The 16,055-nt window shown below is 71.6% G+C and carries 12 protein-coding genes; 9 read left to right on the top strand and 3 right to left on the bottom strand.

What is annotated here, in order from left to right:
• Positions 1–283: 283 nt before the first annotated feature.
• The 4 genes from ACZOOI_RS25770 to ACZOOI_RS25755 all read left to right on the top strand — a co-directional run bounded on the left by ACZOOI_RS25770 (position 284) and on the right by ACZOOI_RS25755 (position 5,717).
• A complete protein-coding gene (locus ACZOOI_RS25770; protein ID WP_465278063.1) occupies positions 284–1,354 on the top strand; it encodes a sensor histidine kinase in 1,071 nt (356 codons plus the stop codon).
• The gene (locus ACZOOI_RS25765; RefSeq protein WP_465278062.1) at positions 1,351–2,034 is read left to right on the top strand and encodes a response regulator; all 684 of its coding nucleotides are present in this window, start codon (positions 1,351–1,353) and stop codon (positions 2,032–2,034) included. The genes ACZOOI_RS25770 and ACZOOI_RS25765 overlap by 4 nt, the downstream gene beginning before the upstream one ends.
• Positions 2,035–2,950: 916 nt before the next feature.
• Positions 2,951–3,547, top strand: a complete 597-nt coding sequence (locus ACZOOI_RS25760) for an HhH-GPD-type base excision DNA repair protein (protein ID WP_465278061.1) — start codon at positions 2,951–2,953, stop codon at positions 3,545–3,547.
• 961 nt (positions 3,548–4,508) lie between these two features.
• Complete coding sequence (locus ACZOOI_RS25755) at positions 4,509–5,717, top strand: IS110 family RNA-guided transposase (RefSeq protein ID WP_465278060.1); 1,209 nt, start codon at positions 4,509–4,511, stop codon at positions 5,715–5,717.
• Positions 5,718–5,926: 209 nt separating this feature from the next.
• Here the strand turns inward: ACZOOI_RS25755 and ACZOOI_RS25750 are convergent, their stop codons facing one another.
• The gene (locus ACZOOI_RS25750; protein ID WP_465278059.1) at positions 5,927–7,480 is read right to left on the bottom strand and encodes an MFS transporter; all 1,554 of its coding nucleotides are present in this window, start codon (positions 7,478–7,480) and stop codon (positions 5,927–5,929) included.
• Positions 7,481–7,593: 113 nt separating this feature from the next.
• Here ACZOOI_RS25750 and ACZOOI_RS25745 point away from each other — a divergent pair, with 113 nt between their 5' ends.
• Positions 7,594–8,088 carry a winged helix-turn-helix transcriptional regulator gene (locus ACZOOI_RS25745; protein ID WP_391581797.1) on the top strand — a complete coding sequence of 165 codons (495 nt, stop codon included), beginning with the start codon at positions 7,594–7,596 and terminating at the stop codon, positions 8,086–8,088.
• 328 nt (positions 8,089–8,416) lie between these two features.
• Here the strand turns inward: ACZOOI_RS25745 and ACZOOI_RS25740 are convergent, their stop codons facing one another.
• On the bottom strand, positions 8,417–8,674 hold the full coding sequence (locus tag ACZOOI_RS25740; RefSeq protein ID WP_465278058.1) for an SCO5918 family protein: 258 nt from the start codon (positions 8,672–8,674) through the stop codon (positions 8,417–8,419).
• Positions 8,675–8,959: 285 nt separating this feature from the next.
• On the opposite strand from ACZOOI_RS25740, the gene ACZOOI_RS25735 reads away from it, so the two are divergent.
• The 3 genes from ACZOOI_RS25735 to ACZOOI_RS25725 all read left to right on the top strand — a co-directional run bounded on the left by ACZOOI_RS25735 (position 8,960) and on the right by ACZOOI_RS25725 (position 14,692).
• Complete coding sequence (locus ACZOOI_RS25735; protein ID WP_465278057.1) at positions 8,960–10,384, top strand: helix-turn-helix domain-containing protein; 1,425 nt, start codon at positions 8,960–8,962, stop codon at positions 10,382–10,384.
• 296 nt (positions 10,385–10,680) lie between these two features.
• A complete protein-coding gene (locus ACZOOI_RS25730; RefSeq protein WP_465278056.1) occupies positions 10,681–13,875 on the top strand; it encodes a M28 family peptidase in 3,195 nt (1,064 codons plus the stop codon).
• Between the two features lie 166 nt (positions 13,876–14,041).
• Positions 14,042–14,692 (top strand): MepB family protein, encoded by a 651-nt coding sequence (locus ACZOOI_RS25725; protein ID WP_465278055.1) that lies wholly within the window; start codon positions 14,042–14,044, stop codon positions 14,690–14,692.
• 21 nt (positions 14,693–14,713) lie between these two features.
• Here the strand turns inward: ACZOOI_RS25725 and ACZOOI_RS25720 are convergent, their stop codons facing one another.
• On the bottom strand, positions 14,714–15,220 hold the full coding sequence (locus tag ACZOOI_RS25720) for an SRPBCC family protein (protein WP_465278054.1): 507 nt from the start codon (positions 15,218–15,220) through the stop codon (positions 14,714–14,716).
• A gap of 62 nt (positions 15,221–15,282) precedes the next feature.
• Between ACZOOI_RS25720 and ACZOOI_RS25715 the strand changes: the two genes are divergently transcribed.
• Positions 15,283–15,996 (top strand): TetR/AcrR family transcriptional regulator, encoded by a 714-nt coding sequence (locus ACZOOI_RS25715; RefSeq protein ID WP_465278053.1) that lies wholly within the window; start codon positions 15,283–15,285, stop codon positions 15,994–15,996.
• Positions 15,997–16,055: the final 59 nt, after the last annotated feature.

Here is a 16,055-nt window from a genome sequence, read left to right as displayed (position 1 = left end):
GTGCGGGGGGGGGGAAGCTACGGCCGACCTCCCCGATACGGGGGAGGCGGATTCCCCGGCCCGGGGGAAGCGGGCCCGGTGGCCCGACCGAGACAATGGCGCCATGAAGCACAGCGATCCGGTCCCGGGCCGCGCCCCCGAACCCGGTCGGTGGCGCGGCAGATCGCTGTGGCGCCCGAAACCGTGGCAAACACAAGGGTGGCGCGCACGGGCGTGGCGACCACGAGAGTGGCGACTAGGACCGTGGCGCAGGGAACCGCTGTGGTGTTCCTTCGGGGCCGGGGTGGCGCTCGGCCTGTTCTCGCTGCCCGAGACGGTGGTGCGCACCGCACTTCGTTCCGGCCAGGCGGCGGGCATGTTGTCGGTTGCGCTGATCCTGGGCCTGTGCGCGACGGTGCCGTTGGTGTTCGCGCCGCGCCGCCCGGCGACGGTCGCGATGACGGTGACCGCGGCGGCGGTGCCCACCGGGGTGCTCTACCAGGGTGTCCCGATCGCCGCGTCGATCGCGATGCTCGCCGCGTGGGTGGCGCTGGTGCGGATACGGGTGCGCGGCGCCCGCGCCCGCACCGCCGAGCGGGACGCCTCTCGGCACGCGATCGAGAGCACCCTGCTGGAGTTCACCGCGCGCGGCGAACGAGCCAGGATCGCCCGTGAGTTGCACGACGTGGTCGCCCACCACATCTCGATGATCTCGGTGCAGGCCGAGACCGCCCGCCTGACCACTCCGGGCATGCCCGAGCAGGGCGCCGAACGGCTGCTCGCAATCGGCGACACGGCCCGCACCGCGCTGACCGAGATGCGCCGCCTGCTCGGGGTGCTGCGCGAGGACGCGGGCGCCGAGCGGACCCGCCAGCCGCAGCCGGGCCTCCAGCAACTGCTCGATCTGATCGACGAGTCCCGGGACTTCGCCGGCGCGGGCATGCGGCTGATCGTGCGCGGGCGGATCGCCGTGCTCGACCCGGGCGTCGAGCTGGCGGCCTACCGCATCGTCCAGGAGTCGTTGACCAACGCTCGCCGCCACGCACCCGGAGCCGCCGTGGACGTACTGCTCGACTACTCCGACGAAGACCTGCTGCTGGTGCGCGTACGCGACAACGGGCCCGGCCCGCACACCGATCCGCGCGCCGGCACCGGTCCGGGCGGGCACGGCCTGCTGGGCATGCGTGAGCGCGCGGCGAGCGTGGGCGGCGAGGTGCGCGCCGGGGCCACGCCGATGGGCGGCTTCGTGGTCGAGGCCACGCTCCCGGCCCCCCGAGTCGCGGGCACGGGTGGACCGGCGGACACCGGCGGCATACCCGGCGCCCGGGGCACGGCCGGCAGCGCGGGGCTTGCCTGCTCCGGGAGCACGGGATGAACGGGCAGGCGACGTTGCGGATCGTGGTGGCCGACGACCAGGAGGTGGTCCGGGCCGGCTTCGCCGCACTCCTCGACACCCAACCGGACTTCACCGTGGTCGGCACCGCCGCGGACGGTGCGGAGGCGATCCTGCACTGCCGCGAGCAGCGCCCCGACGTCGTGGTGATGGACGTGCGCATGCCGGTGATGGACGGCATCGAGGCGACCCGCCGCATCCGCGCCGGCGGCGTCGACGGCGAGCCGCCCCGGATCCTCATGCTGACCACGTTCGACCTCGACGAGCACGTCTACGACGCACTGGTCGCGGGCGCGGGCGGCTTCCTGATCAAGGACGTGACCGCCGAACGCCTCTTCGACGCGGTCCGCGTGGTGGCGGCCGGCGAGGCACTCCTCGCGCCGAGCGTCACCCGGCGACTGATCGGCGAATTCACCCGCCTGCGACCACGCCCGGCCCCACCCGGTCTGGCCGACCTCACCCCACGGGAGGTGGACGTACTGCGCCTGGTCGCCGAGGGCCTGTCGAACGCCGAGATCGCCACGCGGCTGGTGGTCGGCGAGGAAACGATCAAGTCACACGTAAGCCGAGTACTACGCCGACTCGGCCTGCGCGACCGAGTCCAGGCAGTGGTGATCGCCTACGAATCAGGCCTGGTCGTCCCACGCACGGGCAGCCACTGACCCCCCGGCGCCTGGCACCTCGGCCCCGCCCCACGTCGAACCCGACTCGGCGATGCCGGCGTCGACGGGGCCGTCGACACCGACGAAGCGAAGCGGCCGTGGCGGCCGTGGCGACGGAACGGAGACGGCAGCGGCAGCGGCGGGCGCATGGGCGGCGGCCACCGTGCGGTGGCGAGCCGGTGGTGGCCGGCAACAGCGGCTGCGGCACTCCCGTGGCGGGAGCGACGACGACAGTGGCGTGGTGGCGGCAGCGGCAGTGACGGAACCGCGGCGGCGGTGCGGATGACCGGGACGGCCGTGGCGACGAAGCGGCGGTGGCGGGAGCAGTGGCCGTAACGACGCCGGTGGCGCCGGCGGCAATGACGCAGCAGCGGCAACGACGGTAGCCATGGCGGCGGGACGGCGACGGGCCGTGGCGACGGCAGCGGCAGTGGCCGTGGCGGCGCTGGTGGCGCCGGTGACAATGACGCAGCAGCGGCAACGACGGTAGCCGTAGCGGCGTCGGCAATGGCCGCTGTGGTGGCAACGGCGGTGGCGGTGGCGGGACGGCGACGGTCGTTGCGGCCGTGGCGGCGGCAGCGGCGGTAACCGTGGTGGCGCCGGTGGCGCCGGTGACAATGACGCAGCAGCGGCAACGACGATAGCCATGGCGGCATGGGCAATGGCCGCTGTGGTGGCAACGGCGGCGGTGGCGGGAGGGCGGCGGCCGTGGCGCCAACGGCAGTCACCGGCGACACCGGTAGCAGTGGCGGCAGTGGCGGCAGCGACAGCAGCGGTTGCGGCAGGTTGCGGCAGCTGCGTCGGCGGCGGGCGGAGACGGGATGCCGCGGCGGGGGGGCGGGAGAGGTAGCGGCGGAGCGGCGGGATCCGGCGAGTCCGAGTGCGTCTCCGGCGCCCACCGGGAGATCATCGAAGGATGAATACGACAGTGCACCTCGCCCAGCAGGCCGAGGCGGACGAATTGCTCGGGCGCAGTGCGTTGGCGGCGCTGGTCGGCATGCTCCTGGATCAGCAGATCCCGATGGAATGGGCCTTCGCCGGCCCCTACACGATCGCCCAACGCCTGGGCCGCACCGACCTGGACGCGCACGAGATCGCCGAGTACGACCCGGACGGGTTCGCCGAACTCCTGTCCACCAAGCCCGCCGTGCACCGCTATCCCGGGTCGATGGCGAACCGCGTGCAGCAGTTGTGCCGGTATCTGGTCGAGCACTACGACGGCGAGGCAAGCGCGGTGTGGGCCGACGCGACGACCGGCACGGAGTTGCTCAAGCGGCTCCAGGAGTTGCCCGGCTTCGGGAAACAGAAGGCGCAGATCTTCCTGGCCCTGCTCGGCAAGCAGTACGGCGTGACTCCGGACGGTTGGCGCGAGGCGGCCGGCGGCTACGGCGAGGTCGGCTCGCACAGGTCGGTCGCCGACATCACCGGCCCCGAGTCGCTGGCCAAGGTCCGCGCGCACAAGCAGGAGGCCAAGCGCGCGGCCAAGGCCGCCAAGGCCACAAAGGAATCCTGACCGACCCGATGTCACGGCCGGCCCCCCTCCACCGGTCGCCCCGGCCGCAACACCACGCCGAGCCGTGGGCGGCAAACCCCTCACCGCCACCGAGATGGGCCGCCCACAAACCCACACCCCCGCACCCCCGCACCCCCGCACCAACACGCGCCCACAGCCGACCACACACATCCGGCTCCGAACCGGACCCGCAACGAGCCCGCAGCCGATAACCCTCCCGACCCCGAAGTCGGACCCTGCACGCAGCCCCGTACCGGGCTCTGAAACGGCCCCGCCACCGCCGACGGCCCCGGCCTCTGACCCTGTGCCGCAAGCCCTCACAACCCGGCATCGCCCCCGCCATCACACCCGAATCCCGCACCAAACCCTCTAGCTAAAGCCCCTGCCGCCCCGCCACTCCCCCACCCCGGTCGCGAACTCCGCACCGCAAACCATCGCAACCCGCGTCACCCTGCCCTCGCGCCGCCGAATCCCGCACCGGACCCTCCAAAGCCCCGGCCGCCCCGCCGCTCCCCACCGCCCGGGTCGCGCACTCACACCGCAAGCCGACACAACCCCGTCGCCACCCCGCCTCCGGGCGGCGCCGAAGCCCCAGCCGCCCCGCCACTCCCCCGCCCCGGTCGCGAACTCCACACCCCAAGCCGACACAACCCGGCCCCGCCCCCGCAGCCGTCGCCGCACCCCGCGCTGAGCCCCCCCCCGTTACCTTTTCCGTGGCCCTGAAACGGGGCTCCTGGCCTCCGGGTCCGGCATGACTTCTACCCCCTGTCGAACGCATGACCTGGGGGGTGGTGTCACCGGATCCGGAGCACCGTTTGACCGCTGATGAGAGGCCTGACCACCGCCCGGCCGAGCGCAACGCCCGGCCTCCGAAGGGCGGTTGGTCTGCGTAACGTGGATGCGCGCGTGCGGTGCGAAGGCGTGAGGCCGGGACCGGAACGACCACCCTCGGAGGGGTGCGGTGCTCGACACCGGCGACATCAAGGTCTTTCTCGGCCTGGACGTGGGCAAGACCGACCACCACGGCCACGGCCTCACCACCGGCGGCAAGACCGTCTACGACAAGAGGCTGCCCAACAGCGAACCGAAGCTGCGGGCCGTCTTCGACAAGCTCCGGGCGAAGTTCGGCACCGTACTGGTGATCGTCGACCAGCCCGCCTCGATCGGCGCCCTCCCGTTGACCGTCGCCCGGGACGCCGGCTGCGAGGTCGCCTACCTCCCTGGCCTCGCCATGCGGCGGATCGCCGATCTCTACCCGGGCGAGGCCAAGACCGACGCCCGCGACGCCCACGTGATCGCCGACGCCGCCCGCACCATGCCCCACACCCTGCGCGCCCTCGAGGTCGCCGACGAGGCCATCGCCCAGCTCACGGTGCTGACGGGCTTCGACCAGGACCTCGCCGGCGAGGCCACCCGCACCAGCAACCGCATCCGCGGCCTCCTGACCCAGTTCCACCCCTCCCTCGAACGCGTCCTCGGACCCCACCTGGACCATCCGGCCGTCACCCACCTCCTGGAGCGACACGGCTCGCCCGCCGCCCTGCGCAGGGCCGGCCGCCGCAGACTCGTGGCCCTGATACGCCCGAAGGCCCCGCGCATGGCCGAACGCCTCGTGAACGACATCTTCGACGCACTCGACGAACAGACCGTCGTCGTCCCCGGCACCACCACCCTCGACACGGTCGTGCCCTCCCTGGCCCGCTCGCTCGCCGCCGTCCACGAACAACGACGCGCCGTCGAGACGCAGATCGGCGAGCTCCTGGAGGCCCACCCTCTTTCCCAGGTCCTGACCTCGATGCCCGGAGTCGGAGTCAGGACCGCAGCCACCCTCCTGGTCACCATCGGCGACGGGTCGTCCTTCCCCACCGCCGCCCACCTGGCCTCCTACGCGGGCCTGGCCCCCACGACGAAGTCCTCCGGATCCTCCATCCACGGCGAACACGCCCCCAGGACAGGCAATCGGCTGCTGAAACGGGCGATGTTCCTCTCCTCGTTCGCCGCCCTGCACGACCCCGCCTCCCGCACCTACTACGACCGCTGCAGAACCCGCGGCAAGACCCACACCCAGGCCCTCCTCCGCCTCGCCCGACAACGCATCAGCGTCCTGTTCGCCATGCTCAGAGACGGCACGTTCTACGAATCCCGCCCGGCCGAACCGGTCGCCGCATGACCCGCTCACGCTTGACGAAAGACATAGAGGCACCCCCCCGAAGCCCCCCTCCCCCTGCCCCCACCCAATCCAGCACCGCAAACCATCACGACCCCGGCGCCGCTCCCACCCTCGCCCCAACCTCCGCAGGGCCCGCCGCATCCCGCGCCGAGCCCCCGAAGCCCCCTCCCCTCAGCCGCAGCCCCCACCCAACCCCGCCCCGCAAACCATCACGACCCCGGCGCTGCTCCCGCTCCCGCCCCCGCAGCCGTCGCCGCATCCCGCACCGAGCCACCCGAAGCCCCCGCTCCCGCCGTCGAACCCCGCACCGCATCCGCCAAAGCTCCCGAACCCCCCGAACCCCCCGAACCCTCAGAACCCTCCGAGCCCCCCACGCCCGAACCCCCCGCCCCCGCGTCCCGCCCCTGCCGCGGCAGGAACAAGGCCGCCGTCGCCGTGAGCAGAGTCGCCCCGCCGAGGAGGTACCAGGCCCGGTCGTACCCGTCGAGCGTGGCCGGTGCGCCCACCGCTGCGACGAATACCGCGACGCCGAGCGCCGATCCGACCTGGCGCAGCATCGTGATCACTCCCGAGCCGGTGGCGAACCGGTCCGGCGTCAGTGCGCCGGTTGCGGTGGCGATCAACGTGGGCAGGATCAGGCCGACGCCGATACCGGTGAGGATCGAACCGGGCAGCAGGTCGCTCGCGTAGTGCGCGTGTGGTTCGAGCCGGACGATCCACCACCCCAGACCCGCACCGAACGAGAGCCCGCCGACCACGACCAGCGGCCCGGGTCCGAAGCGGGCCACATAGCGCCCGGCCAGAATGCTCACGAACGGCACACACAGCGGTCCGGGCACGGTGCCCAGCCCGGTGCGCAGCGCGCTCCAGCCCCACACGGTCTGCATCCACATCGAGCCGGAGATCAACATCCCGGCGAACGCGACCCCGAACAGGGTGTTGGCGATCCCCGAGACCGCGTAGGTCCGGTTGCGCACCAGTGCACCCTCGACGACCGGGCGCGGATGGCGCGCGTTGCGCAGCAGGAAGCCGGCCGCGAACAGCAGCGTGAGCACCCAGACGCCCACCGTACGACCGGCCGACCAGCCCCAGTCCGGCGCGCGGACCACGCCCAGCGACAGCGCGCCGATCGCCGCGGTCAACAACGCGGCGCCGAGCAGGTCGGGCAGCGGACCGCGGTCGGTGGGTGCCGGGTCGGGCAGCCGACGCGCGCCGAGTACCAGCGTGAACACGCCGATCGGCAGGTTGACCAGGAAGACCCAGCGCCAACCGGGTTCGAGGAGCAGCCCGCCCAGGACCGGACCGAGGGCGGCGGCGAGTCCGCCGATCGCGGCCCACGTACGGATCACCGTGCCGCGCCGCTCGGGCGGATAGGAGGTGAGCAGCAGGCCGAGCGACGCGGGCATCAGCAGTGCGGCCCCGACCGCCTGGATCAGCCGGGCGATCACCAGCACCGCGAGCGTGGGCGACGCGGCGCACAGCGCGGACGCCACGGTGAACACGGCGATCCCGGCCAGAAACGCACGCCGGTGGCCGATCCGGTCGGAGAGTCGGCCGGCCGGTACCAGGAGCGCGGCGAAGACCACGGTGTAGGCGTTGAGCACCCAGGACAGGTCGGCGAGCGAGGCGTCGGACCAGGTATCGGCCAGCGACGGCATCGCCACGTTGACGATGAACAGGTCGAGATTGACGAGTACGACACCCGCGCAGACCAGGACTGCGGCAAGCGCGCGGGGCGGGTGATCCGGATCGGTACTGGCCATGAAGGCGCGGCCCCCTAGGTCGAGTTCTATGACGCAACTCAAGGTAGGACCAGTAAGTTCTATAATGCAACTCACTGAGTTCCATGAAAGGACTCGCCGGCTAGAATGGGGCCATGCGTCGGAAGAGTTTCCAGGAGATGTCCTGCTCGGTCGCCCAGTTCCTGGAGGTGGCCGGCGAGTGGTGGACGATGCTGATCGTGCGGGACGCCTTCCTGGGCGTGACCCGCTTCGACGACTTCCACGAGCGGCTGGGCATCTCCCGCAATGTGCTCACCCAGCGGCTGGAACACCTGATCGAACACGGTGTCCTGACCCGCGAGGCGTACCAGGACAAGCCGGCGCGCTACGACTACCGGCTCACTGACAAGGGCCGCGCGTTGTGGCCAGTTCTCAACGCGATGCGTCAGTGGGGCGACCAGTGGGCCGCGCCGGACGGCCCGCCGCTGATCGTCACGCACACCAACTGCGGCCAACCCACCACCGCCGTGCACGTCTGCTCACACTGCGGCGAACCGCTGACCTCGCACGATCTGCGCGCCTCGGCCGGCCCGGGCGCCCGAGACGGCCTCCTCGACGGCCTGCCCCGCCAGGCAACGCCCAGCGCCTGAAACGACGCCCGACGCCCCCGAGGCCCAATACCTGCGGCCCGCGGCCCGCGCCCGACATCCCAGGCCCCGCGCCCGGCGCCCCAGGCCGCCCCCGAGCAACCGGCACGCGCCGGCCGAGCACACAGCCCGGCCGGCATTCGAACCGAAAGACCTACAGGTCAACAACCCCACAGGATCAAGGACCCCACAGGGTCAAGGACCCCGCAGGGTCAACAACCCGACAGGGTCAACGACCCCACAGGGCCAAAGACCCGACAGGGTCGAAGCCCTCGAAGGGCCAAAGCCCGCGAAGGACCAAAGCCCCCGAAGGCCCCGAACCCCCGAAGGATCACAACTCCGGCGGAGCCGGCGGAGCCGGCGGCAGGACGGTGAATCCGAGCTTCGTGAGCGCCCGCGAGACCTCCGCCGCGCTGAAATCACGCGGAAGTTGTCCCGTGATCACCGATCCCACCTGCTTGACCGGATAGGTACGGCGCCCGATACGGACCGATTCGCCGGTGATCGGGTCGGGCTTGACCCCGCTCATCGCGCGCTCCACCTCGTTCATCTGCAGGTGGAAGGACTGGCCAGCGATCGTGCAGCGCATATTGCCTCAGCAAAGGAAGGGGTGAGTGCTACCGGTGTGGCAAGTCTTGCGCAGTCCCGGCCGCAAGCACAGTCCAGGACCGCCGTCCGGGGTCCAGCCGGGTAATGCGGGGTGATATGTCACATCGTGTCAGGTCGGGTTCCGGCCCCGTACACCCATCGGGCACCCGTCCGGCAAAAGCGGAATGGCTCGTTCCACCGCAGACAACGCCTACCGCCGTCTGTCACCCTGCTCCGGGCAGTGACCAACCGTCGACCATCCGGAGTTACCTCGGGGAGGACGAACGTGAACAGGCTCCCGAACGCGCCCGTCACCACAAAGGTCGCGTCCCCACCGCTAAAGGTCGCGTCTACACCGTTGTGGGCGGAGTTCGGCCGCACGCTGCGGACCCGGCGCCGCCTCGCGGGAATGACGCAGCAGCAGCTGGGGCTACGCGTCGGCTACCACCACAGCCTGATCAGCAAGCTGGAGGCCGGTCTGCGTGAACCCCCCGCCGGCCTACCGCGCCGACTCGACGATCTCCTGGACACCGGCGGGGACCTGTCCGCGCTGTTGACGAGCCGATCGATTCCGCCGCCCGCCCTGCATCGCACCCACTTCTCGGTGATCCCCGGCGGCGAGGCACCCGCCGGTCTGGCGCCGCTGGCCGACCGGTTCTGGCCCGATCGGCTGCCGTACCACGGGCTGCCCTGCCCGCTGCACGGCAAGGACGGTTCTCACGAGTGCGAGGTGCCGCCGTACGCCGACGCGCTCACCATCCTGGGCGACATCGACGGGACCAACCCCGCCGGTGTCGACCCCGACGTCGTCCACGTGCTCACCGCCCTGCTCGGCGGCTACACCCAGGCCGGTCTGCACGGCTCCACCACCGGGCTGGTCGGCTCGGTCGAGTACGTGCTGCGCCGGATCGTCAGTTGGGCCGAATCGCTCAACGCGCACGGCCGTTCCCCGCACGCCCAGCTGCGCCTGGCCGCCGACTACGCCCAGCTGGCCGGTCGGTTCCGGATGCAGCAGGGGCAGAGCGTGATCGGCATGGCCTGGTACGACCGCGGCCTCAACTGGGCCGACGTGTGCGAGAGCCCGGGCGCGCGCGCGTCGCTGCTCGGCGACGTGTGCTCGCTGGCCCGCCTGGACGGTGACGCGGCGGCGGCCCTGGCCTACGCCCGCGCGCTGGAGGCGGTGGACGCAGGCCGGGCCTGGATCACCACGCTGGCCCAGCTGTACCAGGCGCGCGGACACGCGCTCGGCGGCGACATCGCCGAGTGTCGGCAGCGCATCGCCACCGCACATCGACACGTGAGTCGCTTCGACGAACGCGACCGGGCCGAGGCGCCGTGGTTGACCGGGCTGGCCGGTCGGCTGCGGATGGAGGCCACCATCGGCGGCGCGTTGCGCGATCTGGCGGCGCGTACCGGCGACCTGGCCTCGGCCCGCTCCGCCGTCAAGTCGGTACAGGCGGCGCTCGACCTGCTGCCGGTGCCGATGCAACCGGCGCGGGTGTTGCTCACGGTGCGCCTGGCGGACGCGCTCGCGTGCGCCGGCCAGCCGGACGCGGCGGTGCTCGCCGCCGCGCCGGTGGTGCACGAGGCGGCGGGACTGGGCACGGCCACCACCAATCGGGAACTACTGAGCCTGCGTCGGCGTCTGACCCGGCACTGGAGCGATCTGCCCGAGGTCCGCGACCTGTTGGAGCAGATGCCCGGTCACTGAGAGGCGGATCGGCGCAGGTCCCGGGGTCGTCGGAGCAGCCCCGGAACAGGCACCGAAATCAGCGAACGGCCGCCCGATCGGTTGACCCGGCACTCCCGCGACTCCCGGGGTCTGCTTGGTGTTTGCCAGAATTTGCCGGCCGTTGCCGATCACTTCACCAAGTCCCCACACCCGTGTGAGTGTTTCGCTCGCTCGGGCACGAACCCGGCCTGCACGGTCGCCCGCGTCGCTCACGAGGCGTACGCGGCGCATGCCGGCGACGTGGTCGAGGTCTGCCTTCCACCCAAGGAGCCTCGATGAATCGCAGAACGACCACGGCCGGGACCGTCCTGGCCATGCTCGCCGGTTTGGCGATCGGCGCGGCCGGACCCTCGGCCGCCGCCGACCCGTCCCCTCCCCCCGCCAACCCCCAGGCACTCGCGGTATCCGCCGCCGACCGGGCGGCCGCAAGCGGCCTGGACAGTCTCGCCAAGGGGCCCGACGAGCAGTACGAACGCCAGGTCGTGACCCCGTGGGTCAACGACCTGTTCTCGGTCGCGTACCAGCGCACCTACCGCGGCCTCCCGGTCGTCGGTGGGGACGCCGTGGTACTGGCCGATGGGAAGGGCCGGGTGCGGGCGACCCAGTCCTCCACCGACGCGCGCATATCGGTCACCACCCAGCCGACCGTCACGGCCGGCGCCGCCGAGGCCACGTCCAAGGCCAAGCTCCCGGTCGTGGACAAGGTCGAATCGCACCGTCTGGTCGTCCGGGTCAAGGACGACAAGACCGCGCTGGCCTGGGAGACCGTGCTGATCGGTCGTACCGACACCGCGCCCAGCCGGTTGCACGTGTTCGTCGACGCGAGCACCGGGGCGGTGCTCGACAGTTACGACGACGTCCGGGCCGGCAGCGGCAACAGCCAGTGGAACGGCCCGAATCCGCTCACCATCGACACCACCGGCTCGGGCAGCTCCTTCTCCCTGCGCGACCCGAACCGCCCCGGTCTGACCTGCGCGGACTACTCCACCGGCCAGGTCTTCACGAAGTCCACCGACTCGTGGGGCAACGGCCAGGCGTCCAGCAAGGAGACCGGCTGCGTCGACGTCATGTGGGCGGCGCAGAAGGAATGGAACATGCTCCGCGACTGGCTCGGTCGCAACGGGCACAACGGCAACGGCGGGAGCTGGCCGGTCAAGGTCGGCCTCAACGACGTCAACGCCTACTGGGACGGCTCGTCGGTGTCCATCGGGCACAACCAGTCGAACCAGTGGATCGCCTCGATGGACGTGGTGGGCCACGAATTCGGGCACGGCATCGACCAGTTCACCCCCGGCGGCGCCGGCAGCGAGGCCGGACTCGGCGAGGGCACCGGCGACATCTTCGGCGCACTGACCGAGGCGTACACCAACGAGCCCTCCCCGTACGACACCCCCGACTACACCGTCGGCGAGACCGTGAACCTGGTCGGCCAGGGCCCGATCCGCTACATGTACAAGCCCTCCACCAACGGCGACCCGGACTGCTACAGCTCCTCCATCCCCAGCACCGAGGTCCACAAGGCCGCCGGCCCGCTCAACCACTGGTTCTACCTCCTCGCCGAGGGCACCAGCCCCGGCGGCGGCAAACCCAACAGCCCCACCTGCAACAACACCACCCTCACCGGCGTCGGCATCCAACAGGCCGGGAAGATCTTCTACGGCGGCATGCTCCTCAAGACCAGCGGCATGACCTACAAGAAGTACCGCACCACCACGCTGACTTCGGCCAAGACCCTCGACCCCACCTGCGCCCTGTTCAACAAGACCAAGGCCGCCTGGGACGCCGTCAGCCTGCCCGCACAGCCCAACGACCCCACGTGCGTCGGCAACCCGGGCCCCGACTTCACCATCGGTGTCAGCCCGACCAGCGGCAGCGTGGCGCCCGGTGGCACCGCGACCACGACCGTGACGACCACCGTCACCCAGGGCGCGGCGCAGAACATCACCCTGTCGGCGGGTCCGCTGCCGTCCGGTGTGACCGCCTCGTTCAACCCGGCGACCGTGCAGGCGGGTGGCACCTCGGTGCTGACCCTGACGGCGAGCACCTCGGCGCCGTCGAGCACCACCGCGATCACCGTGACCGGTGCGGGTACGAGCGCCACACACACCGCGCAGTACAACCTGACCGTCTCCAGCGGGCCCGGCAACCCGAGCGACCCGCCGGACATCAGTGTGGCCAACGTCCAGGCGCACCTGTCCCAGCTCAACACGATCGCGTCGCAGAACGGCGGCAACCGCCGCGCGGGCAGCGCGGGTTACACCGCCTCCGTGGCATACGTGAAGAGCAAGCTCCAGGCGGCCGGCTACACCGTCACCGAGCAGACCTGCACCTCCTGCACCTACCGATCCAACAACCTGATCGCCGACTGGCCCGGCGGCCCCGCCGACTCCGTCGTGATGTTCGGCGCCCACCTCGACAGCGTCTCGGCCGGCCCCGGCATCAACGACAACGGCTCCGGCTCCGCCACCCTCCTGGAGAACGCACTCGCCCTCGCCCAGGCCAACCCCACCCTCACCAAGCACGTCCGCTTCGGCTGGTGGGCCGGCGAGGAACAGGGCCTCCAGGGCTCTCAGTTCTACGTGGGCCAGCTCGGCTCCACGCAGCGTGCCGCGATCAAGGGCTACTACAACTTCGACATGGTCGGCTCGCGCAACGCGGGCTACTTCATCAACAACATCACCTCCGCCACCGCCGGACCGCTGAAGGCGTACTGGGACACGTTGAACCTGCGTCCCGAGGAGAACGTCGAGGGCCAGGGCCGCTCCGACGACTACTCCTTCCAGCAGGCCGGCATCCCGACCTCCGGCTACGCGGCCGGTGCCAGCGCCACCAAGACGCAGGCACAGGCCACGAAGTGGGGCGGCACGGCGGGCGCCTCGTACGACTCCTGCTACCACTCCGCGTGTGACACCACGTCCAACGTCGACGCCACGGTCCTCAACCGCAGCGCCGACGGCATCGCCTACGCGATCTGGAAGACCGCGGTCGGCGGCACCACGCCCGGCCCCGACTTCTCCATCACGACCGTCCCGGCGGCCGGCACCATCCAGCTCGGCGGCCAGGGCACCGCGACGGTGAACACCACCACCGTGAGCGGCACGGCGCAGACCGTGACGCTCACCGCAAGCGGCGCCCCGAACGGCGTCGGCGTGAGCATCAACCCGACGTCCGTGCAGTCCGGCTCGTCGGCCACCGCGACCATCACGGTCGCCGCGAACACCACTCCGGGCACCTACCCGATCACCATCACCGGCACCGGCTCCGTCGTGCACTCGACGACGTACACGCTGACCGTCGGCAGTGGTCCGGGCAGTTGCACCGCGCCCGCGTGGGACGCGAACTCGATCTACACCAACGGCAGTGTGGTCTCGTACAACGGCCACACCTACCGCGCCAAGTGGTGGACCCAGGGCGAGGAACCCGGGACCACCGGTCAGTGGGGAGTGTGGGTCGACCTCGGCGCCTGCTGAGTTGATCCGCACGTAAGTTGGTCCCCGACTTCCCCGATTGTGATGCCCGGTAGGCCGCGGGATGGCCTGCCGGGCATCACACCGTGCGGGGCCGGCCGGTCGGCCGTGGCCGATCGCGCGGGGTGCCGCCGCCGGCTTCGCGGGCCGGTGCCGGCAGGATGCCGGAATGACCACGAACCCCGACCATTGCGACTTCGCCGGGTCCGGGGGTGGGCTCGACTCCGGGCCCGAGTCCGGGTCCCGGTCCGCGTCCGGCTCCGGCTCCCGATCCGGGCCCGCGTCCGCGTGCGTCCCCTGGCCGGCATCGCTTCCCGCCGACCTGCTCGCGGCGAAGGCCCTGGTCTACGACCCGAACGCCTTCGTGTGCTCGACGCCGGTGGCCGAGCCGGAGAGCGCGGAGTACGGGGCGCACGTGTTCACCGTCGACGGTGCCGAGGTCCGTTTCCGGATCGCCGGGACCACACCGACCAAGGTCGGCCAGTTCGTCACCCTGTGGCAGCGCTCGGCGGCCGGCCCGATCGCGCCGCTCGCCGCCGAGGATCGACTCGACCTGGTGGTGATCAGCTCCCGGCAGGGCGAACACTTCGGGCAGTTCGTCTTCCCGAAGGCCGTCCTGCGCGAGCGCGGCATCCTCTCGGTGCGGGGCAGTGGCGGCAAGCGCGGCTTCCGCGTCTACCCGCCGTGGGTGAGCACCACCAACCGGCAGGCCGACCGGACCCGGGCCTGGCAGCTCGAACACTTCCTCACCATCACGGCCGGGGCGTCGCCGGATCCGGCCCGCTGCCGGGCCCTGTACCACCCGTACGCGGCGCGGTAGCCGTCCCCGACCCCCGGCGGGTCAGGGGGCTCCTCCGCACGCGGCCCTGAGCCGGACCAGCGTCGTGCGCATGCCGTGGCGATTGCGCGCGGCACGCTGCGCGGGCGGGGTGCCGGTGAAGACCAGGCCGAGCACCTCGGCGACCCGACGGCGCCACCCGTCGCGGCGAAGATCGTTCCAGTACTCGGTCACCACCGTCCCCTCCTCCGCCGGCGTCAGGCGGTAGCCCCAGCGGGCGATCGGCAGGCCGAAGGAGGTGACGTCGAAGGCGAACTCCCGGCCCGGGTCGGCCGTCACGATCCGGCACGTGGTGAACCAGACCCACGGGCCCCGGCGGTTGAAGCCGACGAAGCTTCGGCCACGGGGCCAAATCGCAAAGACTTCCGGGCTCCACTCCTTCATCCGCCGCACATCGGCGACCACCGCATAGACCGCCTCCGGCGGAAGCGGCACGGTCAACGACTCCTCGATCTCCCAGACGCGCCCACTCGTCGCCGGCGGGCCGGATTCGTGCTCCTGAGGCTCCATGTCCGCCACGCTACACCGAACACAACGCAACGTCGCGTTGTATTTCGAGGTAATCTCCCGGCATGAAGAACGAGCAGCACACGGCGGACCCCGCTGCCACAAGTCCCGCCGCCACGGGCGGCGACGGTTCGGCCGGGCAAGGCACAGGTGACGCCAACCGCGGGAGCGGCGTACGCACCGGAAGCGGTGGGCCACGCAAGTCCCGGGAGATCTTCGACGCCACCCTCGACCTGCTCGCGGACAAGGGGTACGAGGGCCTGACCATCGAGGGCGTCGCCGAACGATCCGGCGTCAACAAGACCACGATCTACCGCTGGTGGCCGTCCAAGGGCGCCCTGCTCGGCGCCGCCCTCACCGGCGCCGGTCGGCTCGACTTCCCGCTGCCCGACACCGGCAGCCTCCGCGGCGACCTGATCGCCCTCACCAACGGGATCGTCGGGCTGCTGACCGCCCCACCCACCGCCGACATCGCCGTCGCCGCCCTCGGCGCGGTCACCCACAGCCCCGAACTCGCCGAGCACACAAGGGCGTTCTTCGCCGACCGACTGTCCCGCGAACAACTCCTCTTCGAACGCGCCATCGCCCGAGGCGAACTCGCCCCCGACGCCGACCCGATGCTCCTGATGGACCTCCTGGCGGGCGCCGCCTGGCTGCACCTGGTCTTCCGCCGCCTCCCGGCCGACCCGGACTTCGCGTCCCGCACGGTGGACATCGTCCTCGACGGCGCCGCCACCGCCCCGGCCGCGCGTCGTCCCGCATCGAAAGTGCCCCGGTAGTCGGGATTGTGGGACGTGACTGCCGCAACCGCGTACACCACGTCGGATTTATCCAATAC

It is taken from the genome of Embleya sp. L77 (assembly GCF_055557415.1).
This window is presented reverse-complemented; position numbering and strand designations above follow the sequence as displayed.

Excerpts from the sequence above, each read along its gene's own strand:
- ACZOOI_RS25765 (WP_465278062.1), top strand. The coding sequence starts at position 1,351 with ATGAACGGGCAGGCGACGTTGCGGATCGTGGTGGCCGACGACCAGGAG.
- ACZOOI_RS25760 (WP_465278061.1), top strand. The coding sequence starts at position 2,951 with ATGAATACGACAGTGCACCTCGCCCAGCAGGCCGAGGCGGACGAATTG.
- ACZOOI_RS25750 (WP_465278059.1), bottom strand. The coding sequence starts at position 7,480 with ATGGCCAGTACCGATCCGGATCACCCGCCCCGCGCGCTTGCCGCAGTC.
- ACZOOI_RS25745 (WP_391581797.1), top strand. The coding sequence starts at position 7,594 with ATGCGTCGGAAGAGTTTCCAGGAGATGTCCTGCTCGGTCGCCCAGTTC.
- ACZOOI_RS25740 (WP_465278058.1), bottom strand. The coding sequence starts at position 8,674 with ATGCGCTGCACGATCGCTGGCCAGTCCTTCCACCTGCAGATGAACGAG.
- ACZOOI_RS25730 (WP_465278056.1), top strand. The coding sequence starts at position 10,681 with ATGAATCGCAGAACGACCACGGCCGGGACCGTCCTGGCCATGCTCGCC.
- ACZOOI_RS25725 (WP_465278055.1), top strand. The coding sequence starts at position 14,042 with ATGACCACGAACCCCGACCATTGCGACTTCGCCGGGTCCGGGGGTGGG.
- ACZOOI_RS25720 (WP_465278054.1), bottom strand. The coding sequence starts at position 15,220 with ATGGAGCCTCAGGAGCACGAATCCGGCCCGCCGGCGACGAGTGGGCGC.
- ACZOOI_RS25715 (WP_465278053.1), top strand. The coding sequence starts at position 15,283 with ATGAAGAACGAGCAGCACACGGCGGACCCCGCTGCCACAAGTCCCGCC.